The following is a 24,661-nucleotide window of genomic DNA, read 5'->3' on the forward strand; positions in this document are numbered from 1 at the left end:
AAACGGGGAAGTGCGTATGTTCTGGACTAGACTGTCTACGGCATCCACAACGGGGGAATCGGGGGACGCGGTCCGTCTCCGGGCGGTCCGCACCGTGATGCCAGGCCGGCGGCGGACGTCCAGCGCGTCCGCCGCCTCGGCCCCGCTCCGCGATCCGCTCTAGCCGAGCACCTGGAACGCGAGCGTCGCCGTGCCCCGCCAGCCCGGGAAGGCCGCCACCGCGACCGAGGCGCTCACCTGGTCCACGCCGCTGCGCTGGAACCGCGTGAACTTCGCGACGCGGAGCCCCGCCACCCCGTCGCGCACGCCGCCCGGAGCCGACGTGAAGGAGCAGCGGCGCATCCAGAGATTCCCGGTCGCCTCCCTCCGTACGCCCGCCGCCCGGTACAGCGCCACCTGCGCCAGCTGCGACGTCACGACCAGGCACTCGATCACGCCCGGCCGAGCCTCCGGAGGCTCGACGGCGAACGTGCACCAGGCCTCGTCCGGGGCTGCCGACAGGGACGACGCCGTGACCGTCAGGCGGCGGAACCCCTCGGCGAAGTACCGATCCTCGCGCGGGCCGAGCACCTCCTCGACGGCGACGCGTCCGGCCGGCGATCGCGGCAGCGCGGGGGCGGCGCCACCCGCCAGCGTCACCTCGACCGAGAGCGCGCCGACCGTGCACACCACCGGGTGGCGGTCGCCGGCGTCGTCACCCGGCTCCCGCAGCCACGCCTCCACGCGCACCCCGCCCGTTCCCGGGTCGGGCGCCGCCCCGGCTCGCACCGCAACGGCCAGCAGCTCGCATTCGCGGCCCGCCGGCGCGCGTCCCGCGGCGATCACGGCGACGGAGGCAACGGTCGCGGCGATCCTGATGGCGTCGACGGTGCCGACATGCGCGATCCGCGGCGCGCCGCTCCGGTGCCAGTGGAGGAGGGAGGCGGTCGCCCGCACCACGGTCGCCCCTGCTTCCGCGCGCCCCGACTCCACGTGCTCCACCTCCACCGTGTCGAGCGCGATCGTCGACCGCCGGTACCCGGCGCCGAAGTAGCGCTGCGCCACCGGCCCCAGCTCCGTCTCGAAGGCGTCGCCCGTGCTCACACGCGCACCAGGAGGATCGGCATCGCCCCCGAGACGCGCACGGCGGCAGGCGCTATGGTCGTTGCACCGACGAAAGAGGGAACGGGCCACCTTCGCATGCCGAGACAGGAACGAGCCGAGCGCACGCGGCTTGCGATCCTCGACGCCGCGGCCGTCGAGTTCGACGCGCACGGATACGAGGGCGCCCGGCTCGACCGCATCATCGAGCGCACCGGGGCCACCAAGGGCGCGGTGTACTTCCACTTCCCGTCGAAGCTCGCCATCGCCCGCGCGCTGGTCGAGGAGAAGTATGGCAACTGGCCCGTCATCGTCGCCGAGGTGACCGGCTCCGGCCTCACCGGTTTGGCCGCGGCCGAGGAGATCACCCAGCGCGTCGGCACGGTCTTCGCCAGCGACGTGCACGTGCGCGCCGCGATGAAGCTGAGCCAGACCGTCCTGCCGCCGCCCGTCGACGACAACCCGTACGACAGATGGGTGGGGCTCATCGCGATGTTCGTCCGTCAGGCGCTGGGGGAGCGGCCGTCGAGCGACGACGACGCCCGCGAGATCGCCACCGTGGCCGTGCACACCTTCTTCGGCGCGTACATGATCGCCCAGGAGCTCGGCCGGCTCGCCACCCTCCCCGACGACATCAGCCGCATGTGGAAGGTGCTCGCCGTGGCGGTGGCGGAGCGGGCGGCGACCACGACGGACATGGAGTGAACATACCAGTCGGTCTGCTTCTTGGGCGCCTCTTCCTCGGCCGCTGTCGGTGGTCGCCCCTATTCTGGGGACAGGTCCAAAAAATCTCGAAAACACTACATCTAGTGGAATGACAATCGTGTCATTCGGGTTATATAGTGGGTGCACACCGCGCGACAGCCGAGCGAGGCTGACGCGACCGAGACCTGGGGAGGACATCATGGACTACGAGAACAACGACACCGTTGGCGGCTATGCGGTTCCCGTCGACCCGATGGACCTGCTTCAGTGCGACAGCTGCCAGTAAGGCGCTGATCGTCGCGAAGCGGTGAACCGCTAGACGTCCAGAAGGGCCCCGGTCAGAAACGACCGGGGCCCTTCTCCGTGTCCGCCCGGCCCTCAGGACCGCCCCCGTAGAATCGTCGGGTGCCAGTGAATCCAGATCTGCAGGGGCGGACCTTCCCGCCGTCCGCGCCCTACCTCGTCGGGCGCGAGAAGGTGCGCGAGTTCGCCCGGGCCGTGTTCGCCACCGACCCCGCGTCGTTCGACGTCGACGCCGCGAAGGCTGCGGGCCATGCCGACCTCGTCGCGCCTCCCACGTTCCCGGTGGTCGTGCAGCAGCTCACGCTCGACCAGCTGCTCGCCGACCCGGACGCCGGCATCGACTTCAGCCGCGTCGTCCACGGCGATCAGCGCTTCAGCTTCGCCCGGCCCGTCGTCGCCGGCGACGAGCTCACCGGCACCCTGACCGTCACCTCCGTCAAGACGCTGGGCGCGCACTCGATGGTCACCGCGGAGACCGTCATCGCGGACGCATCCGGCGAGACCGTCGTGACCGCCACCTCCACTCTGGTCGTTCGAGGGGACGAGTGATGACCGCACCGGATTTCGACACCCTGACCGTCGGCGACGTGGTCGCCGAGCGCACAGTCGAGCTGAGCCGCGACGCGCTGGTCCGCTACGCGGGCGCCTCGGGCGACTTCAACCCGATCCACTACCGCGACGACGTCGCCACCACCGTCGGACTCCCCGGCGTTATCGCGCACGGGATGCTGACCATGGGCCTCGCCGTGCAGCCCGTCGTCGACTGGGCCGGCGACCCCGCCCGCGTCGCCGACTACCAGGTCCGCTTCACCCGCCCGGTCGTCGTGGACCCCGCAGACGGCGCGACCGTGTCGGTGACCGCCAAGGTCGGCCAGCTCGACGCGGAGGCCCGCGTCGCTCGCATCGACCTCACCACCACCTTCAACGGCGAGACCGTGCTCGGCAAGGCGCAGGTGCGGGTCTCGCTGTGACCTCCGGCACCCCCGCGCTCTCGACGTTGACGACCATGCGCGTCGGCGGCGCCCCCGAGCGGTTCGTGCAGCCCGCCGACCGCGCCGAGCTCGTCAGGACGGCGCTCGACGTCTGGGCGTCGGGCGATGACTGGCTGCTCCTCGGCGGCGGCTCGAACACCGTCGCCGCTGACGACGGCTTCGACGGCACGGTCATCCGCATCGCGACCCGCGGTGTGGAGCGGCTGGAGGCGCCTGCGGGTCGCATCCGGCTGCGCGTGCAGGCGGGGGAGCCGTGGGACGAGCTCGTCGCCGCGACGGTCGCCAACGGCTGGGCCGGGATCGAGGCCCTGTCCGGCATCCCCGGCTCCACCGGCGCCGCCCCGGTGCAGAACATCGGCGCGTACGGCCAGGAGCTGGAGTCGGCGCTGGTGGGCATCGAGTTCCTCGACGAGGTCACCGGCGACGTCCGGTTCCTCACCCGCAAGGAGCTCGGCCTCGGCTACCGCACCTCGGCGCTGAAGCGCGGGATGCGCGGCATCGTGCTCTCCGTCGACCTGGATCTCGCGGACAACACCGTCCCCGGTGGCATCGGCGCACCCCTGAGCGAGCCGGTCGGCTACGCCCAGCTCGCGAACGCCCTCGGCGTCCCGATCGGCTCCCGCGTCCCCATCGCCGAGCTGCGCCGCGCCGTCCTCGCCCTCCGCGGGTCGAAGGGCATGGTCCTGGACGCGGACGACCCCGACTCGGTGAGCGCGGGCAGCTTCTTCACGAACCCGATCGTCTCGGAGGGCTTCGCCAGGACGCTCCCCGCCGACGCGCCGCGCTGGCCGGTCACTCCACCGGAGCCGGAGACCGTGATCGCCCTCCCGCCCGGCGGCGTGCACCCGATGGACGTGCCCTCGCTGGCACGTGGCCCCTACGAGGTGAAACTCTCGGCCGCGTGGCTCATCGAGCACGCGGGCATCCGCCGCGGCTTCGCCCTCCCGGGGTCGGGAGCCGCCATCTCGTCGAAGCACACCCTCGCCATCGTGAACCGCGGCACCGGCACGGGCGCCGACGTCGCCCAGCTCGCCTCCTTCATCCAGGCCAGGGTGCAGGCCGAGTTCGGAGTGCTGCTCTACCCGGAGCCGGTGCTGGTCGGGCTCTCGCTGTAGCTCTCGCGGCGGCCGGGCTCGGTTCGCCAACCGTCGAGTACGCAGAAAGTGCGCGGACTCGTAACGAATCCGCGCACTTTCTGCGTACTCGAGGATCGCCCCAGGTGTTCCCTGTCTCCCGTAGCGAACACCTGGCGATCTGTGAGAAATCTCTCACTCGCCGACCGTACGCTGTGTCCACACGGCGCATCCGCGCAGCCGTCGACCGAAGGAGCACGACCATGGGATTCCTCGATCGCCTTTTCGGACGCGAGGAGCGCTCCGACCAGCAGGGACAGCCGTACGGCCAGCAGCAGTACGGCGGGCAGCCCACGGGTCAGCAGCCGTACGGCCAGCAGGGCGCGGGCCAGCAGGGCTACGGCCAGCAGCCGGGTTACGGCCAGCAGCCGGGCGGCGCCGCCCAGACGGCGACCTCCGGGCAGCGCAGCGATGACGAGATCGCCGTCGAGCGCTACCGCTACCTGCTGCGCACGGCCCCGCCGGAGACCATCGAGCAGGTGCACGAGGAGGCCTTCGCCAAGCTGACGCCGGAGCAGCGCCGCCTGCTCTTCCAGCAGCTGAGCGAGAACGCTCCCGCCGGTGACCAGCCGCGCGGCGACGACCCGCGCTCGCTCGCCCAGGCCGCGACCCGTTCCGAGCTGCGCCAGCCCGGCACCCTCGAGCGCTCGCTCGGCGGCCGCGGGATGGGCGGCCCCGGTCTCGGCAGCATGTTCGCGACCTCGCTCCTCGGCAGCGTGGCGGGCTACGTGATCGGTTCGGCCCTCGTGAGCGCCTTCCTCCCCTCGCCGGCCGACAGCCAGGCCGACGGCTCCGGTGACGGCGGCGACGGCAACGGCGACGGCGGCAACGGCGACGGCGGCAATGGAGACGGAAGCGGCGGCGACAGCGGCTCCGGCGACGGCGGTGCCGGCGCCGAGACGGCCTCCGCGGACGGCGGCGACTCCGGTGGCGGCTGGGGCGGCGACGGCGGCTGGGGCGGCGACTCCGGCGGCGGCTGGGGCGACTCGGGCGGCTGGGGCGGCGATGGCGGAGGTTTCGGCGGAGGCGACTTCGGCGGAGGCGACTTCATCTGACGCCGCCACGGCCGACGCCCGTCCCCTGACGGGCGTCGGCCCGCCCGTGGTCGGCCCGCTGGCCGGCTGGTGCGGCTCTCCCGGTCAACTCACACGTCGGCGTTCGCCCGTCCAGGGCCGGCCCGCAGGCCACGCGCCCGCCCACCTTCTGCCCGCAGGCCGCCGTGCGCCTACGACTACGTCGCCCCTGACCGCCTCGACCCCCGCACCCCGTCCTACCCCCGCACCCCCGCCGCGAACGGCAGCACCCCCACCGCTCCCGCGCGCAGCAGTTCTCGTGCGGCGACGGTAATCGTCCAGCGGCTGTCGATCAGGTCGTCCACGAGGAGGATCGGGCCGTTCGTCGGGATGGCGAGTCCGCCGGCGTCGAACCGGTCCCACACGCCGGCCAGCCGGAAGGCGCTGTTGCCGCCGGGCCCTCCGGTCGGGCCGCCACCCTTCGGGGCGAGCGTGCCCAGGTAGGTGAGCCTGCCCGCGTCCGCCAGTCCGCGGGCGAGCGACTCGATGAAGATCGGACGCCGCCGCGACGGGACGGTGGCCACAGCCACCGGGCGGGCCTCCCAGTCCCAATCGGCGAGCACGCGGATGCAGGCGGCGAGGATCTCTGGCGGGCAGGGGGCGTCCGGCACGCCATCCGCCAGCAGCTCGCGCAGCCTCCCACCCCAGCCGAGGTCGGTCAGGCGCGCGAGCACGCGGCCCGGGCGCGCCTGCTCCGCCGGTGCGATCTTGCCCTTGACCGGCACACCGAGACGGTCTGCGCCGGTCGGCCACAGCTTGCGCGGCTCGACCTCCACCCCGGCGCGAGACAGCACGGCGGTGACCGACCCGCTGACCTCGTCGGCGATCGCGCTCGGATACCAGACGCCCGCGCAGTTGTCGCAACGGCCGCACGGCGCGGCCGCCGGATCGTCCAATGACCTCTGGAGGAACTGCATGCGGCATTCCCCGGTCGTCTCGTACTCGAGCATGGCCGCCTGCTCGGCCTCGCGCGCGGCGGCGATCCGCTCGTAGCGGTCGCGGTCGTAGCTCCACGGCTCACCGGTCGCGACCCAGCCGCCGGAGACGCGGCGCACGGCGCCGTCGACGTCGAGCACCTTCAGCAGCAGCTCCAGGGTGGTCGCCCGCAGGTCGACCCGGCTCTCGAGGGCCCGCGTCGAGAGCGGCTCGCTGCCCAACTCGGCGAGCACCGCCGTCGCCTTCTCCTCCGAGGGCATGGAGGCCGTGGCGAAGTACTGCCAGATCGCCCTGTCCTCCGGCCCCGGCAGCAGCAGCACGTCGGCGTTGTCGGTCGCGCGCCCGGCCCTGCCGACCTGCTGGTAGTACGCCACGGGTGACGAAGGGGCGCCGAGATGCACGACGAAGCCGAGGTCGGGCTTATCGAACCCCATGCCCAGCGCGCTGGTCGCGACCAGCGCCTTCACCTCGTTGCGCTTGAGCCTGCCCTCGAGCTCTTCGCGCTCGGCGGTGTCGGTCTGGCCGGTGTAGGCGTGCGCGTCGATCCCGGCCCTCCGAAGCACCCGCGCGGTGTCTTCGGCGGCGGACACCGTCAGCGTGTAGACGATGCCGCTGCCCGGCAGAGCGCCCAGGTTCGTGGCGAGCCAGGCGAGACGGGCGGTCGCGTCGGGCAGTGTCTGCACGCCGAGTCGCAGCGACCTCCTGGCGAGCGGGCCGCGGATCGTCAGGACGTCGTCGTGCGCCGCCCCACCGAGCTGCTCCACGACATCCGCCACCACGCGCTCGTTGGCGGTCGCCGTGGTGGCGAGCACCGGCACCCCGCTCGGCAGAGCGGCGATCAGGTCGCGCAGCCGCCGGTAGTCCGGCCGGAAGTCGTGCCCCCAGTCGGAGATGCAGTGCGCCTCGTCGACCACGAGCAGGCCACTGCGCGCCACGAGGTCGGGCAGGTGCTGCTCGCGGAAGTCCGGGTTGTTCAACCGCTCTGGCGACACCAGGAGCACGTCGACCGAGTCCTCAGCGAGCCGTGCGGCCACGTCGCTCCACTCGTGCCGATTCGCGGAGTTGATCGTCACCGCGCGCACACCGGCACGCTCGGCCGCGGCCACCTGGTCGCGCATGAGGGCCAGCAGGGGTGACACCAGGATGGTCGGGCCCGCGCCGCGTTCTCGGAGCAGCATCGTCGCCACGAAGTACACCGCGGACTTGCCCCACCCCGTGCGCTGCACCACGAGCGCGCGTCGCCGATCGTCGACGAGGGCCGAGATCGCCTCGAACTGCCCCTCGTGGAAGTCCGCGTCGGGACGCCCGACGAGGGCGCGGAGGAGGCTGACGGCGTGGTCTCTGGTGGTGCTCATGCCTGTCATGCTCCCAGACGGCGCCGACGCTCGAAGCGCCGGCGGCGGAATCCGTGGAGAACTCGTCACGGCGGTCGGGCTGTGGAGAACGCCGGTGCACGGCGAGCCGTCGAGCCGCCCCACGCACGACGAAGGCGCGGGACCCCTGCGATCCCGCGCCTCCCGCCGTCCGGGCGACTCAGCCCCCCACGCGCCTCCGCTGCGCCGACCGGATCGCCCCCAGCAGCCCCGACACCACGATCACCATCCCCACGACCGCGATCCCCAGCGCCCACGCGGTGGCCGTCGTGAGGGTCGACACCCACAGGTCCCACGCGGCGAGCCGCGACGGCGCCGAGAGCACCCACAGCGTCCCTGCGGCGAACAGCACCAGCAGAGCACCCCACACCACGCCGCCCCAGCGGACGGGCGCGCGTCCGGCAGGCCGCGCCTCGCCCGCAGTGTCCGCCGCACCGAAGGGCGCCGGCGTCAGCCACGGCTCGGCCGGCGGAAGCGGCACCGTAGACGCCGTCGGCGCCGTGGGAGAGCCGCTCTCGACGGGCTGCGTGCGGTCCGCGTCGCGCCCCTGCTCAGCATTCTCGTTCATCGGTCGTTCCCTTCCAGGTGGAGGCGGAGGTCGTCGAGCTGCAGCGTCCACCCGTTGCTGTCCGCGGGCGTCACCGCCGACGGGTCGAAGGCGACGCGCGCCCCGTTCGGCGCGAACGCGCTCACACCTGTGAGCACGGCGAGGATGATGCCGAGCGTGATCAGGAAGCCGCTGCGGCGCCGTGCCAGCCCGGCGATCAGCACCACGAGCCCGATCACTAGCGTCGCCGCTGCGAGGGCGGCGGTGATGCTGTAACCGGACAGCCCGGTCACCGTCGTCCACAGCGCCGAGGTCAGGGCGCCCGCGATCAGCGCGAGCCCGATCGTGAGCCAGCCGATCCCGGCTCCGACCCGAGGATTGGCGGCCCGGTACGCCTGCCGGCGCGCCGCCGACTCCGCGGACGCCTGCGCCGCCTGCGACCGGAGCTCGGCCGCCCGCTGCGCCTTGACCGCCCGCATGTCGGCGTCCAGGCGCTGCTTCCACTGCGCGTGCTCGCGCTTCCACTGCTCCTGGCGCGCCTGCCAATCGGCCACGTCCGAGGCAGTGGCGCCGACACCGGGCGCGGGAGGCGCGCTCGGCTCGGCGGCGATGTCGAGCGTCGGGCGCTCTGCCGCGTCCGACGGGAGGGGGACCGTCTCGGCGGTCGCCGTCGCATCCGCGGCGGAGGCCGAGGGGAGCGGGATGGTGGAGCCGGTGGCCGCGTCGTCGTTCAGGGGCACAGTGGTCGCGGCCGCGCCCGAGGACGCGCTCGCCTCCGAAGCACCCGCCCCGGAACCGCCCGTCGCCGGAGCCGACCCCGTGAAGGCCGCACCACCGGTCGCCGCGGCCGCGGAACCCCCGTCGCCGCCCGATCCGGGCACTCCGGCCCCCGGCACCCCACCCGTGCCCGCGGACCCACGGCCCGCGACTCCCGCATCCCGCACGCCCCCGCTCCGCGCGGCCACGACGATCAGCGCGACCGCCGCCCCGATCACCACGAGCGTCCACACGACGCGCCCGACGATCTCGCCCCATCCCGGGTCTCCCCAGAACGGCCCGCCGAACCACCAGACCCCGCTCGACCACGGCAGCAGCGACAGCACCAGCAGCACGCCGATGCCGACGATGGGAGGCTGCACGTCGCCCTCGAACAGGCGCTGCAGGTGGATGCGGCCGTCGCGGTCCGGCAGGAGCGCCCAGGCGATCGCGTAGAGCAGCAGCATCGGCGCGCCGAGCACGGCGGCGACGACGACGATGCCGCGCACGATCAGCGGGTCGATGCCGAGGCGGTAGGCGACGCCGGCGCAGACGCCGCCGATCCAGCCGTCGGCCCGGACGACGCCGAGGCCGCGCATCCAGTCGAAGAAGCGGGCGCCGCGACCGGAGAGCCCGGTCTGCGGGCCGCCGTAAGGGCCGCCGTACGGACCCCCGTACGGCGAGGACGAGGCGCCGGACGCACCGGACGCACCGGAGCCGCCATGCGGCGGAGGCGGAGGAGTCGAGCCGTGATGTGACATGCTCCGATCCTGTCGCGACCCCCGCCTCGCGCGACATGGGGTGACACCCTGACCTGACCCTGATTCCGCACCGGCCGGACTGTGCGCCCGGCCCGGGGTCTGCTTGGATTCTGCACATGACCCCGACCGCATCCGTCGCCGGCGGCGCGCCCCGCCCCGAGCCGCGCGCCCCGCTCGGCCGACCGCGCGCGCCGCTCGCCCGGCCGCGCGACTGCGTGATCGGCGGCGTCTCCGTCGCGGTCGCCGACCACCTCGGCTGGCCCGTGGCGGCGGTGCGCTGGATCTTCGCCGGCAGCTCGCTGCTCGGTGGAGCGGGGGTCCTCCTCTATCTCTGGTTGTGGGCGTTGACGACGCTCCGCCCGGCGTCCGCTGACGATCCGGCGGAGGGCGTCCGCCGCCGCGTGCACGTGCCCTGGGTGCTCGGAGTGGCCGGCGCGGTCTCCGGCGTCGTCACCGTCGTGCTCGTCGCATCCGGCGCCGGGGGATCGGGCGTCGGCGCGCTCGCCGCCACCATCCTCCTGATCGTCGCGGCGGTCAGCTGGGATCAGCTCGTCGAGGACGACAGCATGATGCCCGCGCCGCTCACCGCGACCGCGTTCCGCCTCACGGCCGGGGCCTTCCTGGTCGGGCTGGCGCTGCTCCTCGGCGTGCTCCAGAACGGCGCAGGAACCGGCCCGCTGTGGCTCGGCATCGTCGCGGCGGCATTCGCGGGAGCCGCCGTCCTGGTCGCGCCGTGGGCGCTCCGGCTCTGGCGCGAGCTGATCGCCGAGCGCACGGCCCGCATCAAGGAGGAGCAGCGTGCGGAGATGGCGGCGCACCTCCACGACTCCGTGCTGCAGACCCTCGCCCTGATCCAGAACCGCGCGGGTGCGGCGAGCGAGGTCGGGCGCATCGCCCGGGCCCAGGAGCGCGAGCTGCGCGACTGGCTCTACGCCGACGCGGCGCACTCGCCGGAGCGCGACGAGGCGGACCTCGCCGCCGAGCTGCACGCGGCCGCGGCGGCGCTCGAGGTCGACCACGCCGTCCACTTCGACATCGTCACGGTGGGGGAGCCGGTGCGGGGCGCGCCGCCCGAGCTGGCCGCCGCCGCACGGGAGGCGATGCTGAACGCCGCACGGCACGCCGGCGGCGAGGTGTCCGTGTACGTCGAGAGCGCCTCCGGCTCGGCCGACGTGTTCGTGCGCGACCGCGGTCCCGGCTTCGACGTGGAGGCGCTCCCCGAGGGCAGGCTCGGCGTGCGCGAGTCGATCATCGGCCGGATGCGGCGCGCAGGAGGCCGGGCGACCGTCACGCGGCGGCCCACCGGCACCGAGGTCCACCTCGGCATCGAGATCCAGCCCAGCGACGACTCCGGGAGCGAGACCCCATGACAGACAGCACCCCCGCCGACGGCACGCAGCCGGCGGCAGCAGACCCCATCACGGTCGTGATCGTCGACGACCACTCGATCTTCCGCTCCGGCCTGCGTGCCGACCTCGACGAGCGCGTGCGGGTCGTGGCAGAGGCCGCCGATGTGGAGGCCGCGGTCGCCGCGATCACCGCCTCCCGTCCCGCCGTGGTGCTGCTCGACGTGCACCTTCCCGGCGGCGCGGGAGGCGGGGGAGCGGAGGTCGTGCGCCGCACGTCCGCCGCGTGCCCCGACACCCGCTTCCTCGCGCTGAGCGTCTCGGACGCGGCGGAGGATGTGGTCGGCGTCATCCGCGCCGGCGCCCGCGGCTACCTCACCAAGGGCAGCTCCGGCGGCCAGGTGAGCGACGCCGTCGTCGCCGTCGCCGGCGGCGACGCGGTGTTCTCGCCACGGCTCGCCGGCTTCGTGCTGGACGCCTTCGGCGCGGCGGCGGGGGAGCAGGCCGAGTCCACGGACGAGCTCGACCGCCTGTCGGCGCGCGAGCGCGAGGTCATGCGGCTCATCGCCCGCGGGTACGCGTACAAGGAGGTGGCCGCCGAGCTCTTCATCTCCATCAAGACGGTCGAGACGCACGTCTCCGCCGTGCTGCGCAAGCTGCAGCTGTCGTCGCGGCACGAGCTGACCGCGTGGGCGCTGGAGCGCAAGCTGCTCTGAGACCGGGCGCCTGTGCACGCTTTGCGCGGCACGCTCCGCGTCCCGTACACTTGACGCGGTGGTTGAATCTGCCAAGCTTTTCTGCGCCCTTTTTCCGAAGCTCGTCTCCTGAGGCGGCCACCGGACGTCCCGGCGGGATCCAGCACTCCGAGCACTTTCGGATGCGCGATCCGTTAGCCTGGATCGGGAACGTGAGCGGCTTCGCGATTCGTCTCCCTAGGGCGGTAGCTCAATTGGCAGAGCAGCGGTCTCCAAAACCGCAGGTTGCAGGTTCGATTCCTGTCCGCCCTGCAAGTCGGTATGTAGATGCCGGCCCACGAAAGGTGTTTAAGAGGTGGCCCGAAAAGTAATCGACGAGCCGAGCGAGGAGATCGTCGCCAACGCGAAGAAGGAGCGCGCTGCGCGCCGCAACCCCTTCGCGCGGATCGCCCTGTTCATCCGGCAGGTCATCGGCGAGCTCAAGAAGGTCGTCACGCCGACGCGCAAGGAGCTCTTCAGCTACACGGGAGTGGTCCTCGTCTTCGTGGTGATCATGATGGCCCTGGTGTCGTTCCTGGATTGGGTGTTCGGTCTGGGTGTGGTCTGGGTCTTCGGTAACCCGTCCTAGCCACCTCCCCCGGCCGTGAGGCCTCCCCGACAGAAATGGAATGAATTCAGTGTCTGAGACCAATCGCGACGACGTGGACTGGGCCCCCGCTGCCGAGCAGTCCTCCGAAGACGACGAGGCGCAGACCGGCAACGTTCTCGCGAGCGAGGACGAGGCGTCCGACGCCGCCGAGCACGAGGCGCTGCACGTCGTCGCCGACGACGGCACCGAGGTCGACCTCGACGCCGTGCTCGACGCGATGGCCGAGGCCGTCGACCCCGAGGCCGACCGCGCCGTCGACGAGGCCCTCGAGGTCGACAGCGACGACGAGGCCGAGGCGGCCGCGGAGGCCGTCGAGGACGAGGACGAGGAGGCCACGGCCGACCCGTACGAGGCGTTCCGCACCGAGCTCCGCTCCAAGATCGGCAAGTGGTACGTCATCCACTCGTACGCCGGCTTCGAGCGCCGCGTGAAGTCCAACATCGAGAACCGCATGGTCTCGATGAACATGGAGGACTACATCTACGAGGTGCAGGTCCCCATGGAGGACGTGGTCGAGATCAAGAACGGCCAGCGCAAGATGGTCAACCGCGTGCGCATCCCCGGCTACGTGCTGGTGCGCATGGACCTCAACGAGGACAGCTGGTCGGTCGTCCGCCACACGCCGGGTGTCACCGGGTTCGTCGGCAACGCGCACAACCCGACGCCGCTGCGCTTCGAAGAGGCCTTCCAGATGCTGAAGAGCCTCGTCCAGGTCGACGCCGCTCCGGCCAAGGGCGCCGCCAAGGGTCAGAAGGCCGCCGCGCGCGTCATCCCCGCCGAGGTCGACTTCGAGATCGGCGAGACCATCACCATCAAGGAGGGCTCGTTCGCGGGCCTCCCCGGGTCGATCAGCGAGATCAAGCCGGAGAGCGGCAAGCTCACCGTGCTCGTGTCGCTGTTCGAGCGCGAGACGCCGGTCGAGCTCAGCTTCGACCAGGTCACGAAGCTCTAGACCCCCTACGTTTTCTACGATCACCGGGTCTCGGAAGGGCCGAGAAACCGGGAGAGCAGCACGGGCGCAGTCCCACGCGGCTCGAACAACAAAGAAGGAAGAGACATGGCACCGAAGAAGAAGGTCACCGGTCTGATCAAGCTTCAGATCAACGCCGGCGCCGCCAACCCCGCCCCGCCGATCGGTCCGGCGCTGGGTCAGCACGGCGTGAACATCATGGAGTTCTGCAAGGCGTACAACGCGGCGACCGAGTCGCAGCGCGGCAACGTCATCCCCGTCGAGATCACCGTCTACGAGGACCGTTCGTTCACGTTCGTCCTGAAGACCCCTCCGGCCGCCGAGCTGATCAAGAAGGCCGCCGGCGTCGCCAAGGGCTCCGGCGTCCCGCACACCACCAAGGTCGGCAAGCTGACCCAGGAGCAGGTGCGCCAGATCGCCGAGCAGAAGATGGTCGACCTGAACGCCAACGACGTCGACGCGGCGTCGAAGATCATCGCCGGCACGGCCCGCTCGATGGGCATCACCGTCGAGGCGTAAGGCCCCGACTCCCTCAGACATCCGTGGCAGAGCCGGCCAGGCTCGCACCACATTCTCGTAAGGAGAAACCACATGGCACAGAAGTCCAAGGCCTACCGGGCCGCGGCCGAGAAGATCGAGGCCGGAAAGTTCTACACCCCCACCGAGGCCGTCACCCTCGCGCGTGAGACGGGCTCGAGCAAGTTCGACTCGACCGTCGAGGTCGCGCTGAAGCTGGGCGTCGACCCCCGCAAGGCGGACCAGATGGTCCGCGGTACCGTCATCCTTCCTCACGGTACGGGCAAGACCGCCCGCGTCATCGTGTTCGCGAACGGTCCGGCGGCCGAGGCCGCGATCGCCGCGGGCGCTGACGAGGTCGGCGGCGCCGACCTCATCGAGAAGGTCGCCGGCGGCTACACCGACTTCGACGCGGCGGTCGCCGTGCCGGAGCTCATGGGCCAGGTCGGTCGTCTCGGCAAGGTGCTCGGCCCGCGCGGTCTGATGCCGAACCCGAAGACCGGCACCGTGACCCCGGACGTCGCCAAGGCCGTCTCGGACATCAAGGGTGGAAAGATCGAGTTCCGCGTCGACAAGCACGCCAACGTGCACTTCGTCGTGGGCAAGGCCGGCTTCACCGCCGAGCAGCTCGACGAGAACATCAAGACCGCTCTCGAGGAGGTCGTGCGTCTCAAGCCGTCCGCCGCGAAGGGCCGCTACATCCAGAAGGGCGCCGTCTCGACCACGTTCGGCCCGGGCATCCCGCTGGACGTCAACGCGATCTGACCCGCTTCGCAGCTGGTTCCGAAGGCCCGCTCCACCACTTCCGGTGGGGCGGGCCTTCGCCGTTCCCTGCGCCGCATCTTCCTGAGAGAACATTCATGGTCGTCAAATAACTGGGACGGACCTGTCTACCCGTCTTGTGGTGGTAGAACGACCGGGTCTAGGGTCTGATCTCAACGCGCGCCGCGCGCCGACTCACAGTCGAGTCCGCCCGAGGGAAAGAGGACGTTTCCATGACCCTTCGCACCACACGAACCCTTCACAAGAGGGCTCTCGGAATGATCGCCACCACGAGCGCCGTGGTGGCTTTGTCGTTGGCGGGAGCCTCCGCCGCGCAGGCCGCCGACCGGGTGACCTACGCCGACTCGGTGCCCTCCTGGGCCACCGCCGCGAACGACGCAGGAGCGGCTCCCGCCGACCAGACGGTCGAGGGAGAGATCTACCTCCCGCTGCGCGACCAGGCGGGGGCGGAGGCGCTGGCCAAGCAGGTCTCCAACCCGGCGATCTCCGGCTACCGCAAGGCCCTCAGCCCGCAGCAGTGGATCAAGCGCTTCTCGCCGACCAAGGCCGACTCCGACGCCGTCGTGAACTTCCTCAAGGCGGCGGGGCTGACCATCACGGCCGTTCCCGACAGCCGCCAGTACGTGGTGTTCCGCGGCACGCCGGAGCAGCTGGGCTCGATCTTCGGGACCTCGCTGCACGCCTTCGATTACGCCGGCCGGCACCTGGTGGCGCCGACGAGCGCGCCGTCCCTCCCCGCCGGGATCGGCGCGAAGGTGTCGGGTGTGAGCATCGAGCAGTCGCGCACCCTGACCAGGCCCGAGTCGATCCAGCAGGGCGACCTCGGACCGTCCGCCGAGCCGCAGGTGGCCCGCAAGCAGGCCGCGGCCGCGGCTCCCGTCATCGAGACGCCGTGCTCCCACTACATCGGTGAGCACGTCGTGACGGTCCCGCCCGCGTACAACGGGCAGACGCAGTACAGCACCTACAACTGCGGCTACACGCCGCAGCAGCTGCGCAGCGCGTACGGACTGTCCGACCTCTCGAAGAAGGGCGTCAACGGCAGCGGCCAGACGGTCGCGATCATCGACGCGTACGCCAGCCCGACGATCGTGAAGGACGTCAACACCTACAGCCAGCAGAACGGCGAGCCCGGCCTCACCAACTCCAGCTACCAGCAGCTGGTGCCCGCTCCGAGCGCCTTCACCGACCAGGAGCTCTGCCAGTACCCGAGCGGGTGGCAGGGCGAGCAGACCCTCGACGTGGAGTCGGTGCACGCCGTCGCCCCCGGGGCGCGCATCCTTTACGTCGGCGGCACGAACTGCGGCGGCGGGCTGGACGTGGCGATGTCGAAGATCCTCGACAACAAGCTCGCGACCATCGTGAGCAACAGCTACGGCAACCTGGGCGAGGCGGTTCCGGCCGACGTCATCCAGGGTGAGGTGAACCTCCACCTGCAGGCCGCGGGCGAGGGCATCGGCCTCTACTTCTCGAGCGGTGACAACGGCGACGAGAAGGCCAACCTGGGCTACCCGTCTCCGGACTTCCCGGCCTCCTCGCCGTGGGTCACCTCGGTCGGCGGCACCAGCATGGCGATCGACAAGAACGGCAAGATCGCGTACGAGACCGGCTGGGGCGACACCGTCGACCAGATCGTGAAGAACCCGGACGGCACGCTGAGCTACGCCGAGCCGCTGTCGGGCTCGCGCTTCGTCGGCGGAGCCGGTGGAGGCACGAGCGCGGTGTTCACGCAGCCCGACTACCAGCGTGGCATCGTCCCCGCCGCACTGGCGAAGGGGATGCGGGTCTCGCCCGACGTCGCGGCCCTCGCCGACCCGTACACCGGGTTCCTGATCGGCATCCGGCCGATCGTCGACGACGACACGCTCGCCACCGGCGACTACGTCAACGAGACCTACGGCGGTACGTCGCTGGCCTCGCCGATCGTCGCGGCGCAGATCGCGGTCGTGCAGCAGGCGACGAAGACGACCATCGGCTTCGCCAACCCGACGCTGTACGCGGTGAAGAGGGTGCTGCCGAACGCGTTCCGCGACGTGCTGCCGCAGAACCCGACGCAGGCGGTCGCCTACACGAGCAAGACGAGCGGCAACACCTACCTCGTCTCGTTCGACCAGGACACCTCCCTCAAAACGGCGGTCGGGTACGACCCCGTCACCGGCCTCGGCGACGTGTCGTTCGACCTGCTCACCCAGGTGGCGCACGGCCGCCACTAGCGTGGTCCTTCCGTAGCAGGGCCACGGCCGGCCGTCTCTCCTCCCGGGGAGGCGGCCGGTCGCCGTGTGCGGGCGCGGGAGGCGCACTCGCTACGCTGATGCGGTGACCATCCGCATCCGCCCCGCCTGCCGCGGCGACGAGGAGGCGCTTGCCGCGGTGGCGGCCGCCACCTTCCCGCTCGCCTGCCCGCCGCACACCACCGACGCCGCGAAGGCGGCCTTCATCGCGAGCGTGCTCTCGCAGGCGCGGTTCGCCGAGTATCTCGCCGACCCGGCACGCAGGTTGCTGCTCGCGGAGGACCTCGACGGCTCCGCGGTCGGCTACACCCTCGTGAACCTGGGGGAGCCGCAGGATGCGGACGTCCGGGCGGCCATCCGCATCCGCCCGACCGCCGAGCTCAGCAAGTGCTACGTGCTGCCCGGCCACCACGGCGCCGGCATCGCCGCGAGGCTGATGGCGGAGAGCCTGCGGGTCGCGGCCGAGTGCGGCGCGGCGGGAATCTGGCTGGGCGTCAACGAGCTGAACGGCCGGGCGCAGCGCTTCTACGCGAAGCACGGCTTCGAACGCGTCGGCTCGAAGCGGTTCCTGGTCGGAGACCGCTGGGAGGACGACTGGGTGATGGAGCGGGCCCTGATCCCCGCAGTCGTCCCGGCGCAGGCGCCGGTGCCGGCCTAGCCGCGACTAGCCCTCCGCCACCTTCACGACGATCTTGCCGCGCGTGTGGCCGCCCTCGACGGCCCGGTGGGCGTCGGCGATGCGGTCGAGCGGGAAGATCTGGTCGACGTGCACGCGCACGTTGCCAGAGGCGAGCAGTCGCGCGATGACCGCGAGCGTGTTGCCGTCGGGCGCGACCTTGAAGTCGGTGCCGCGCATCCCCGCCGCCTCCACGTCGTCGGCGAAACCCGGCCAGCTCCCGGTGGGCACGTTGATGATGAGGCCGCCGGGACGCAGCACACGCAGCGAGCGGGTGCCGGTGTCGTCGTGCACGTTGCCGACGAGGTCGATCACCACATCGACGTCGTGCACCACGTCCTCGAAGCGCGTCGTCGTGTAGTCGATGACCTCCGCGGCCCCGAGAGACCGCAGCCATGAGACGTTCGCGCCGGACCCGGTGGCGATCACGTGCGCGCCGAAGTACGACGCGAACTGCACGGCGAAGTGCCCGACCCCTCCACCTCCGGCGTGGATCAGCATGCGCTGGCCCTCGTGGGCCTTCGCCACCTCCACCACCATGCCCCACGCCGTGAGCGCGGCGACCGGCGCGGCGGCGGCCTCGATGTGCGACAGGGTGGAGGGTTTGCGCACGACGCTCAGGCTCGGCACCGACACGTACTCGGCGTAGCTGCCGCCGAACCGCGGGACCATCACCATCCCGAACACCTCGTCGCCCGGCTTGATCGGATGCGAGCTGTACGGAGACTCCACGACGACACCGCTGAAGTCGTGGCCGAGCACCGCCGGGAAGTGATGGATGGCGCCGAACACGCCGCGGCCCGCTCGCGTCTTCGCGTCGATCGGGTTGACGCTCGAGGCGACGACCTTGATCAGGAACTCCGCGTTCACCTTGTCGGGGACGGGCGCCTCTCCCACGCGCAGCGCGTCGGGGTCGCCGGCGCCGTCGAGGAGGGCGGCCCGCATGGTGGTCGGCTTCGGCATCGATCGTTCCCCTCGTCGTCGCAGGCCGCTCGTGTGCGGTCCCCCCAGTCAATCCTGGCAATGCTTCCCGGGTGTTACGCCGCGGCGACCGCGTGTGAACAGTCTGTTTCGCATACCCCCAGGACGTGTCCAGGAGGCCACCGGTTAGGATGCTTCGACCGTACGCCCCGAGCCGGTGAAGGAGCTGCCCCGTGCGCCGACTGCTGCTGATCGCGCGAGCGGCCTTCGCCTCCCCGTCTCTCGTGGGCGGTCGCCGGCGTCTGCTGCCCGCGCTGCTCGCGATCGGGACGGCGTGCGTGCTGGCCGGCCTCACCCTCATCTGGGCGGCGCGGCTGACCTTCGACCGGCCGGTGTACGTGAGCGAGATCGGGGCGCAGGGCGCGCCGACCGCGTCCGTCTTCGCGGTCGCGCTGCTGCTGATCGCGGCGGGCGGGTTCAGCATCGCCCTGGCGAGCGGGCACGTGCGCTCGTCGGTGCGCTGGCTCGACCGGTGGGCGCCTGCCGTCTCGCTCGGGTTCGCCGCCGTGTGCTTCGTGATCGCCTCGCAGGTGACGTGCACGGCGAACTGCCCGGTTCCGCTGGCCGACCCGCGCTCGACGGCGCAGGATCTGCTGCACACGGTGTCGGCGGTGCTCGGCTTCGCGGCGGCGTGCTTCGCGATGCTGCAGGTCGCCTTCGCGACGCGGCTGCCGCGGGTGGCGCGGCTCTCGCTGGTGAGCTGCGTCGCGGTGGCGGCCATCACGATCCTCGGCGGGATGCTCGCCATCGTGCACGTCGCCACCGACGTCGGGGCGTGGTTGGAGCTCGTCGGCACGACGGTCGCGATCCTGTGGATCGCGGTGTACTCGGTCGCGCTCGCCCGGGGGCCGGTGGGGGCCGTGCCCGTGGAGGCCCTACCGGTTGCCGCCGTGGAGCCCGGGCTCTCGCTGCCCGCGACGCCGGAGCCCCTGGCGGACGGTCCGGAGGCGGCGGAGGCCGTCGTCTAGAGCGGTCGCTGCGCCGGCGCCGCGGTGGCCTGGCGCAGCACCTCGATGAGGTCGGCGGCGAGAGACACCAGTTTGGCGATCTCCGCGTCGTCGCGGTCGACCCAGCGGCACTCCGGCTCCTCGTGCAGCGGCACGAAGCCGTCGTGCTGCTCCCACACGAACAGGGTGCGCTCGGCGCCGAGCACGTACTGCTGCCACCAGATCTGGCGGAGGTACTGGCGCGGGATGCTGCGGAACGGCTTGTTGGTCGTCTTGATCTCGGCCAGCTCGATCCTCCCGCTCTCGCGGACGATCAGGCCGTCGGGCGTCGCCAGGTGCCGCCGGTCACGCTCGGCGTGAAAGAGGACGTCGGAGGGGTGGATGCCGTGCGTCGCGGCCACCCAGCCCGCGATCTCCGGCTCGCGCACCCGGCCGTGCTGGGTGAAGACGTTGCCGCTGAAGCCGGTGCCGTGGAGCTTGTCGTACGCGGCCGCCTTCAGGGACCGGGGCGACGACAGCTTGGCGACATCGGTCGCGGTGATGCCGCGGCTGCGCGCACGCAGCCAGCCGACGCGATCGCTGGAACGCGCGACGACGCGCGCCAGGTGGCCGGTGGCGCCGGGAACGGCCGGGACGACCGGGACCGGAGCGGGAGCGGAGGGACGCGCCGGACCCAGGTCCGCCAGAACGCCCGGCCGGTAGAGGTCGGCGTTGCGAGGCGGAGCGAAGTCGAGCACCCGTCCATTCTGCCTCGCGACGCGGCGGCGCGCGTCATCCCACGCGCGCGTCACCCACGCGTGCCTCATCCCGCGCGGGTCACACGACGGCGGTGGCGCCCAGCTGGCGGCGTGCCTCGTCGAGCGTCTCCATGGTCGACACCACCTCGGCGAGCGGGTGCAGCGGGGACTCGGCGCGCCCCTCCGCGACATACCGGGCGAGCGCGGCGGCCTCGTACGACATCCCGTCCCGGTGCGGTCGCCCGTACGGATCGGTCCAGGCGAGGGGAGCGGAGCCGTCGGCGGGGTGGAGGCGCAGCCCGCTCGGGCCCCAGAACGGCGCTGCGAACTCGATGCGCGCCTCCGAGCCGCAGATCGTCGCAAGGCCCGGCGTCGCAGCGCGCAGCCCGGTGCTCAGCAGAGCCTGCGCGCCACCGGCGGTGCCGAGCAGGAGCGACGCCTGCTCGTCCACGCCGGTCGGTGCCAGGCTGCCGGTCGCGATGATGCTGGCCGGCGTGCCCAGGGCGAAGGAGGCGAACGACACGACGTACACGCCCAGGTCGAGCAGCGCTCCGCCCGCGAGCGCAGGGTTCCACAGTCTGCTCTCCGGGTCGTAGGCCGCGCTCCCGCCGAAGTCGGCTGTGACGACGCGGAGCTCGCCGAGCGCGCCGTCGTCGAGGAGCTGTCTCGCGATGTCCGTCTGCGGCAGGTAGCGCGTCCACATCGCCTCCATGGCGAACACGCCGGCCCGGCGAGCCGCCTCGACGATGGCCCTCGCCTGCGCGGCGGTCGGCGCGATCGGCTTCTCGACGAGCACATGCTTGCCCGCCGCGATGGCGAGGAGCGCGTGCTCGAGGTGCTCGCTGTGCGGCGATGCGACGTAGACGACGTCGACCTCGGCGTCGGCGACGAGCTCCTCGTACGACCCGTAGGCGCGCTCGACTCCGTGCGCTTCGGCGAAGACGCGCGCACGCTCCGCGGAGCGGGAGCCGCAGGCCACCACCCGCTGGCCGGTGTGCCGGTGCAGCGCGTCGGTGAAGTCGGCGGCGATGCCGCCCGGGCCCAGCACACCCCAGCGGAGTGCGGGGGCATCGGCGGGGTCGGGGTGGCGCGGGCTGGGGAGCGTGGAGGTCATGCCTGATCCTCTCAGGCCGGCGACCCGGAGCCGACCGGCTGCGGGTTCGAGACCGCCGGCGCCTGCCGCGGGCCCGGCGATGGCGCGGCCCAGCGCACACCGTTGGCGAGCACCCGCCGCACCTGCGGGTGGAAGTACACCGGGTACTCCTGGTCGCCGGGGGAGAAGTAGAAGATCCGGCCGCGTCCGCGGGTGAAGGTCACGCCCGAGCGGAACACCTCTCCGCCGGTGAACGACGAGATGAAGACGAGGTCGTCGGGCGTCGGGATGTCGAAGAACTCGCCGTACATCTCCTGCGCCTCGATCACGATCGGCTGCTCGACGCCCTCCGCGATCGGGTGGGTCGGGTTCACCGTCCAGACGAGCTCGCGCTCGCCGCCCTCGGGGTTGCGCCAGCGCAGCGAGCAGGTGGTGCCCAGCATCCGGATGAAGATCTTCGAGAAGTGGCCGGAGTGCAGCACGATGAGGCCCATCCCGCCGAGCACGTGCTGCCGCACCCGCTCCACGACCTCGTCGGAGACCTGGTCGTGTGCGATGTGGCCCCACCAGAGCAGCACGTCGGTGTCGGCGAGCACCTCCTCGCTGAGACCGTGCTCGGGGTCGGCCAGGGTCGCCGTGCGTGCGACGACATCGTCGCCGAGCACCTCCCGCAGGCCCTCGGCGATGGCGCCGTGGATGCCGTTCGGGTAGATCGCGGCGATGTCGGGCTGGGTGGTCTCGTGGACGCCTTCGTTCCACACGGTGACGCGCAGGGCGGTCATGGTCGGGCTCCTTCGTCGGTCGTGGTGGGGAGGAACGCGGTGGCCGGGAGGGTGGCCGCCGGGGGCGTGGTCGTGGTCGTGCTCGTGCTCGGGCTCGCAGCCGTGCTCGCCGCCCCGGGTGCGCCGCCGGTGCCCGTGGTCGGCGGGTCGAGGCGGACCTCCGCGCCGATGCGGGCGGACTCGTACGCGGCGTCGATCACGCGGGCCCGGTCGAGCGCCAGCGAGCCGTCCCAACCCGCCCAGTGGTCCTCGTCCCGCACGTGCTCCAGGAAGGTCTCGACGACGGCGAGGTGGCCGCGGCCGGGATCCGCGGTGACCTGCACGTCCTGCGTCTCCTCGCCCTCGCCCGTGAAGATCGTGAGCTCGCCGGCGGGTGCGTAGTCGACGACCCGCAGGTCGGCTCCGCCCTCGGTGCCGTACAGCGTGATCCCGAACTCGTCGCCGGCGGGGCGGTAGGCGGCCCAGCTCGTCTCGATGACGATCGAGCCGCCGCCCTCGACGCGCAGCAGGAGGCTGGCCAGGTCCTCCACCTCGTAGGCGGAGCCGACCTGCTGCTTGGCTGCCGTGGCCCCGCCGCGGCCCCGCACGCCGAGCTCCGAGTGGGTCACTGCCGAGACCGCGGTCACGCGCGGTTCGCCGAACAGGTGCAGCGCGTAGTCGAGCACGTGCACGCCGATGTCGATGAGCGGGCCGCCGCCCGCCATCTCGCGGTTGGTGAACCAGCTGCCGAGCGCGGGGATGCCCGCCCGCCGCAGCCAGATCGCCCGCGCGTGGTACGGCCGGCCGATCTGCCCGGCGTCGATGGCGGTCTTGAGCGCCTCGATGTCGCCGCGCCGGCGGTGGTTGAACGCCACCTCCAGCACGCGGCCGGCGCGGTGCGCGGCGTCGACCATCCCGGCTGCCTCATCGGCCGTCCGCGCGATGGGCTTCTCGCTGAGCACGTGGATGCCGGCGTCGAGCGCGCCGATCGTGATGGGGGCGTGCAGGAAGGTGGGCACGGCGACGCTGAGCACGTCGAGGTCGCCATCGGCCACCAGCTCCTGCCAGTCGCGGTAGCGCCGGTCGACGCCGTAGCGGTCGCCGAGCGCTGCGCGCGGCTCGTCCTCCATGCCTGCGATGGCGACGAGCTCGACGCCGGGGAGGGCGTCGTACGCCGCCATGTGCTGCTGGCCGGCCCAGCCGAGGCCGACCACGCCGGCGCGCAGGGGGCGCCCGCCCTGCGACGCGTCGCGTGGAGATCGTGCTGACGTGTTCATCGGTGAGTCCTTTCGTCGAAGGAGGCTCGCCGGCCCCGGGCGCGCGCCCGGAGTCAGCGGAAGAGGGTGCGCGGCACGCCCGTCTCGGTGTCCAGGGCCTTCTGGACGACCATGATGGCCGCGCCGATCACGCCGCCGGTCTCGCCGGAGCGCGATTGCGTGATCGTGAGGTGCTGGGTCGCGAGCGGCGTCGACCGCTGGTAGACGACCTCCCGCATGCCGGCGAGCAGCTGCTCCCCGACGCGCGAGATGCTGCCGCCGACCACGACCATCGACGGGTTCAGGAGGTTGACGCACGTGGCGACGACCGCGCCGAGGTCGCGCCCGGCCTGGCGGATCGCCTCATGCACGTGCGGGTTGCCTGTGCGCGCGAGGTCCACCACGTCTCCGCTCGTGTGCGCGGGGAAACCCGCGGCCGTGAGGGCGCGGGCGATGGCGGGGCCGCTCGCGAGCGCCTCCAGGTCGGCGTCCTGGGCTCCGTGGCTGGGGGTGTCGCTGCCGAACGGGACCCGCACGTGGCCGAGGTCGCCCGCCGACCCCATCGCGCCGCGCTGCAGCCTGCCGCCGCTGATGATGCCGGCCCCGATGCCGGTCGCGACCTTGACGTAGAGCAGGTCGGTCTCGTCGGGCCAGTGCACGTACTGCTCGCCCAGGGCCAGGAGGTTGACGTCGTTGTCGACCAGCACCGGAACGTCGAAGACGCGGCGCACGTAGGTCGGGATGTCGAAGCGGTCCCACCCCGGCATGATGGGCGGGCTCACGGGGACGCCGGTCGAGTGCTCCACCGGGCCGGGCACGCCGATGCCGACCCCGATGACGTCGGTGAACGGCCGGCCGGTGGCGTCGAACAGGCGCTGGGCCGTCTCGAGCGCCCAGTCGAGGATCACCTCGGGCCCGTCCTCGATGTACAGCCGTGTCGACTCGCTCGCGGTGATGCTCCCGGCGAGGTCGGCCAGCGCGACGACGCCGTGCGTGGCGCCCAGGTCGATCGCGATCACGAGCCGGGACTCCGGCGAGAAGCGGATGCGCGCGGGAGGCCGCCCTCCGCTCGAGACGTCGTCGCCCGCCGGCGCCACCAGGCCCGCCGCCATGAGCGTGTCGATGCGGGTGGCGATCGTGGAGCGGGCCATGCCGGTGAGCTCCGCCAGCTGCGCGCGCGTGCGCGGGATGCCGTCGCGCAGGATCGCCAGCAGCTCGGCGGCGTCCGCGGCGACGAGCACGGATTCGCGCGGGCTGTCGGTCATGCCAGTATTGAACCACACCGCCGGAGGAGCGACCAAAGAATGCTTTTATTACGGCGACTTTTGATTGACATCCGGCAGAAGGGTCGGATTCAATGG

General features: G+C 72.2%; 24 protein-coding genes and 1 tRNA gene. 15 read left to right on the plus strand and 10 right to left on the minus strand.

All coding sequences use genetic code 11. The features are described 5' to 3' along the window. Window positions 1–159 precede the first annotated feature (159 nt). A complete protein-coding gene (locus P5G50_RS06935) occupies window positions 160–1,083 on the minus strand; it encodes an AvrD family protein (protein WP_301212628.1) in 924 nt (307 codons plus the stop codon). 96 nt (window positions 1,084–1,179) lie between these two features. On the opposite strand from P5G50_RS06935, the gene P5G50_RS06940 reads away from it, so the two are divergent. From P5G50_RS06940 to P5G50_RS06960, 5 genes are all read left to right on the plus strand, one after another. Then, complete coding sequence (locus P5G50_RS06940; protein ID WP_301212629.1) at window positions 1,180–1,785, plus strand: TetR/AcrR family transcriptional regulator; 606 nt, start codon at window positions 1,180–1,182, stop codon at window positions 1,783–1,785. 405 nt (window positions 1,786–2,190) lie between these two features. Further along, window positions 2,191–2,637 (plus strand): MaoC family dehydratase N-terminal domain-containing protein, encoded by a 447-nt coding sequence (locus tag P5G50_RS06945; protein WP_301212630.1) that lies wholly within the window; start codon window positions 2,191–2,193, stop codon window positions 2,635–2,637. Continuing rightward, window positions 2,637–3,059, plus strand: a complete 423-nt coding sequence (locus P5G50_RS06950; RefSeq protein WP_301212631.1) for a MaoC family dehydratase — start codon at window positions 2,637–2,639, stop codon at window positions 3,057–3,059. The genes P5G50_RS06945 and P5G50_RS06950 overlap by 1 nt, the downstream gene beginning before the upstream one ends. Then, window positions 3,056–4,195, plus strand: coding sequence for a UDP-N-acetylmuramate dehydrogenase (locus P5G50_RS06955; RefSeq protein ID WP_301212632.1), 1,140 nt, complete (start codon window positions 3,056–3,058; stop codon window positions 4,193–4,195). Before P5G50_RS06950 ends, P5G50_RS06955 begins: the two co-directional genes overlap by 4 nt. 221 nt (window positions 4,196–4,416) lie before the next feature. Beyond that, window positions 4,417–5,268, plus strand: coding sequence for a hypothetical protein (locus P5G50_RS06960; protein ID WP_301212633.1), 852 nt, complete (start codon window positions 4,417–4,419; stop codon window positions 5,266–5,268). Between the two features lie 215 nt (window positions 5,269–5,483). Here the strand turns inward: P5G50_RS06960 and P5G50_RS06965 are convergent, their stop codons facing one another. The 3 genes from P5G50_RS06965 to P5G50_RS06975 all read right to left on the minus strand — a co-directional run bounded on the left by P5G50_RS06965 (window position 5,484) and on the right by P5G50_RS06975 (window position 9,659). Further along, complete coding sequence (locus P5G50_RS06965) at window positions 5,484–7,586, minus strand: RecQ family ATP-dependent DNA helicase (RefSeq protein WP_301212634.1); 2,103 nt, start codon at window positions 7,584–7,586, stop codon at window positions 5,484–5,486. A gap of 169 nt (window positions 7,587–7,755) precedes the next feature. Next, complete coding sequence (locus P5G50_RS06970) at window positions 7,756–8,163, minus strand: hypothetical protein (RefSeq protein ID WP_301212635.1); 408 nt, start codon at window positions 8,161–8,163, stop codon at window positions 7,756–7,758. Continuing rightward, window positions 8,160–9,659, minus strand: coding sequence for a PspC domain-containing protein (locus P5G50_RS06975; protein ID WP_301212636.1), 1,500 nt, complete (start codon window positions 9,657–9,659; stop codon window positions 8,160–8,162). The genes P5G50_RS06970 and P5G50_RS06975 overlap by 4 nt, the downstream gene beginning before the upstream one ends. A gap of 116 nt (window positions 9,660–9,775) precedes the next feature. Here P5G50_RS06975 and P5G50_RS06980 point away from each other — a divergent pair, with 116 nt between their 5' ends. From P5G50_RS06980 to P5G50_RS07020, 9 genes are all read left to right on the plus strand, one after another. Continuing rightward, entirely contained in the window at window positions 9,776–11,029 is a 1,254-nt protein-coding gene (locus tag P5G50_RS06980) for an ATP-binding protein (protein ID WP_301212637.1), read from the plus strand. Then, window positions 11,026–11,721, plus strand: coding sequence for a LuxR C-terminal-related transcriptional regulator (locus P5G50_RS06985; RefSeq protein WP_301212638.1), 696 nt, complete (start codon window positions 11,026–11,028; stop codon window positions 11,719–11,721). Before P5G50_RS06980 ends, P5G50_RS06985 begins: the two co-directional genes overlap by 4 nt. Before the next feature lie 218 nt (window positions 11,722–11,939). Further along, window positions 11,940–12,012 (plus strand) — tRNA-Trp (locus tag P5G50_RS06990). Window positions 12,013–12,055: 43 nt separating this feature from the next. Next, window positions 12,056–12,328 (plus strand): preprotein translocase subunit SecE, encoded by a 273-nt coding sequence (secE, locus tag P5G50_RS06995; RefSeq protein ID WP_301212640.1) that lies wholly within the window; start codon window positions 12,056–12,058, stop codon window positions 12,326–12,328. Between the two features lie 49 nt (window positions 12,329–12,377). Further along, a complete protein-coding gene (gene nusG / locus P5G50_RS07000) occupies window positions 12,378–13,301 on the plus strand; it encodes a transcription termination/antitermination protein NusG (protein ID WP_301212642.1) in 924 nt (307 codons plus the stop codon). Between the two features lie 105 nt (window positions 13,302–13,406). Next, a complete protein-coding gene (gene rplK, locus P5G50_RS07005) occupies window positions 13,407–13,838 on the plus strand; it encodes a 50S ribosomal protein L11 (protein ID WP_121259230.1) in 432 nt (143 codons plus the stop codon). 72 nt (window positions 13,839–13,910) lie between these two features. Then, window positions 13,911–14,600 carry a 50S ribosomal protein L1 gene (gene rplA / locus P5G50_RS07010; protein WP_301212644.1) on the plus strand — a complete coding sequence of 230 codons (690 nt, stop codon included), beginning with the start codon at window positions 13,911–13,913 and terminating at the stop codon, window positions 14,598–14,600. A 275-nt stretch (window positions 14,601–14,875) separates the two neighbouring features. Then, the gene (locus tag P5G50_RS07015; protein WP_301212645.1) at window positions 14,876–16,831 is read left to right on the plus strand and encodes a S53 family peptidase; all 1,956 of its coding nucleotides are present in this window, start codon (window positions 14,876–14,878) and stop codon (window positions 16,829–16,831) included. A 103-nt stretch (window positions 16,832–16,934) separates the two neighbouring features. Further along, window positions 16,935–17,507 carry a GNAT family N-acetyltransferase gene (locus tag P5G50_RS07020; protein WP_301212646.1) on the plus strand — a complete coding sequence of 191 codons (573 nt, stop codon included), beginning with the start codon at window positions 16,935–16,937 and terminating at the stop codon, window positions 17,505–17,507. A gap of 6 nt (window positions 17,508–17,513) precedes the next feature. On the opposite strand, the gene P5G50_RS07025 is transcribed toward P5G50_RS07020, so the two are convergent. Further along, on the minus strand, window positions 17,514–18,488 hold the full coding sequence (locus P5G50_RS07025) for an NADP-dependent oxidoreductase (protein WP_301212647.1): 975 nt from the start codon (window positions 18,486–18,488) through the stop codon (window positions 17,514–17,516). A 191-nt stretch (window positions 18,489–18,679) separates the two neighbouring features. Here P5G50_RS07025 and P5G50_RS07030 point away from each other — a divergent pair, with 191 nt between their 5' ends. Further along, window positions 18,680–19,474 carry a DUF998 domain-containing protein gene (locus P5G50_RS07030; RefSeq protein WP_301212648.1) on the plus strand — a complete coding sequence of 265 codons (795 nt, stop codon included), beginning with the start codon at window positions 18,680–18,682 and terminating at the stop codon, window positions 19,472–19,474. Here the strand turns inward: P5G50_RS07030 and P5G50_RS07035 are convergent. From P5G50_RS07035 to P5G50_RS07055, 5 genes are read right to left on the minus strand one after another with little or no spacing between them, the layout of a single operon-like run. Further along, window positions 19,471–20,259, minus strand: coding sequence for a YqaJ viral recombinase family protein (locus P5G50_RS07035; protein WP_363319459.1), 789 nt, complete (start codon window positions 20,257–20,259; stop codon window positions 19,471–19,473). The genes P5G50_RS07030 and P5G50_RS07035 overlap by 4 nt on opposite strands. A gap of 10 nt (window positions 20,260–20,269) precedes the next feature. Beyond that, complete coding sequence (locus P5G50_RS07040; protein WP_301212651.1) at window positions 20,270–21,304, minus strand: Gfo/Idh/MocA family protein; 1,035 nt, start codon at window positions 21,302–21,304, stop codon at window positions 20,270–20,272. Window positions 21,305–21,315: 11 nt separating this feature from the next. Continuing rightward, a complete protein-coding gene (locus P5G50_RS07045) occupies window positions 21,316–22,065 on the minus strand; it encodes a ThuA domain-containing protein (RefSeq protein ID WP_301212652.1) in 750 nt (249 codons plus the stop codon). Continuing rightward, window positions 22,062–23,321 (minus strand): Gfo/Idh/MocA family protein, encoded by a 1,260-nt coding sequence (locus P5G50_RS07050; RefSeq protein WP_301212653.1) that lies wholly within the window; start codon window positions 23,319–23,321, stop codon window positions 22,062–22,064. The genes P5G50_RS07045 and P5G50_RS07050 overlap by 4 nt, the downstream gene beginning before the upstream one ends. A gap of 53 nt (window positions 23,322–23,374) precedes the next feature. After that, window positions 23,375–24,565 carry an ROK family transcriptional regulator gene (locus tag P5G50_RS07055; protein WP_301212654.1) on the minus strand — a complete coding sequence of 397 codons (1,191 nt, stop codon included), beginning with the start codon at window positions 24,563–24,565 and terminating at the stop codon, window positions 23,375–23,377. Between the last annotated feature and the right edge of the window lie 96 nt (window positions 24,566–24,661).

The organism is Leifsonia williamsii (assembly GCF_030433685.1).
GTDB lineage: Bacteria > Actinomycetota > Actinomycetes > Actinomycetales > Microbacteriaceae > Leifsonia > Leifsonia williamsii.

Bases quoted from the DNA above. Each gene is read 5' to 3' on its own strand.
- P5G50_RS06940 (WP_301212629.1), top strand. From the start codon at position 1,180: ATGCCGAGACAGGAACGAGCCGAGCGCACGCGGCTTGCGATCCTCGAC.
- P5G50_RS06950 (WP_301212631.1), top strand. From the start codon at position 2,637: ATGACCGCACCGGATTTCGACACCCTGACCGTCGGCGACGTGGTCGCC.
- P5G50_RS06960 (WP_301212633.1), top strand. From the start codon at position 4,417: ATGGGATTCCTCGATCGCCTTTTCGGACGCGAGGAGCGCTCCGACCAG.
- P5G50_RS06965 (WP_301212634.1), bottom strand. From the start codon at position 7,586: ATGACAGGCATGAGCACCACCAGAGACCACGCCGTCAGCCTCCTCCGC.
- P5G50_RS06970 (WP_301212635.1), bottom strand. From the start codon at position 8,163: ATGAACGAGAATGCTGAGCAGGGGCGCGACGCGGACCGCACGCAGCCC.
- P5G50_RS06975 (WP_301212636.1), bottom strand. From the start codon at position 9,659: ATGTCACATCACGGCTCGACTCCTCCGCCTCCGCCGCATGGCGGCTCC.
- P5G50_RS06980 (WP_301212637.1), top strand. From the start codon at position 9,776: ATGACCCCGACCGCATCCGTCGCCGGCGGCGCGCCCCGCCCCGAGCCG.
- P5G50_RS06985 (WP_301212638.1), top strand. From the start codon at position 11,026: ATGACAGACAGCACCCCCGCCGACGGCACGCAGCCGGCGGCAGCAGAC.
- rplK (WP_121259230.1), top strand. From the start codon at position 13,407: ATGGCACCGAAGAAGAAGGTCACCGGTCTGATCAAGCTTCAGATCAAC.
- rplA (WP_301212644.1), top strand. From the start codon at position 13,911: ATGGCACAGAAGTCCAAGGCCTACCGGGCCGCGGCCGAGAAGATCGAG.
- P5G50_RS07015 (WP_301212645.1), top strand. From the start codon at position 14,876: ATGATCGCCACCACGAGCGCCGTGGTGGCTTTGTCGTTGGCGGGAGCC.
- P5G50_RS07025 (WP_301212647.1), bottom strand. From the start codon at position 18,488: ATGCCGAAGCCGACCACCATGCGGGCCGCCCTCCTCGACGGCGCCGGC.
- P5G50_RS07035 (WP_363319459.1), bottom strand. From the start codon at position 20,259: ATGAGGCACGCGTGGGTGACGCGCGCGTGGGATGACGCGCGCCGCCGC.
- P5G50_RS07040 (WP_301212651.1), bottom strand. From the start codon at position 21,304: ATGACCTCCACGCTCCCCAGCCCGCGCCACCCCGACCCCGCCGATGCC.
- P5G50_RS07045 (WP_301212652.1), bottom strand. From the start codon at position 22,065: ATGACCGCCCTGCGCGTCACCGTGTGGAACGAAGGCGTCCACGAGACC.
- P5G50_RS07050 (WP_301212653.1), bottom strand. From the start codon at position 23,321: ATGAACACGTCAGCACGATCTCCACGCGACGCGTCGCAGGGCGGGCGC.
- P5G50_RS07055 (WP_301212654.1), bottom strand. From the start codon at position 24,565: ATGACCGACAGCCCGCGCGAATCCGTGCTCGTCGCCGCGGACGCCGCC.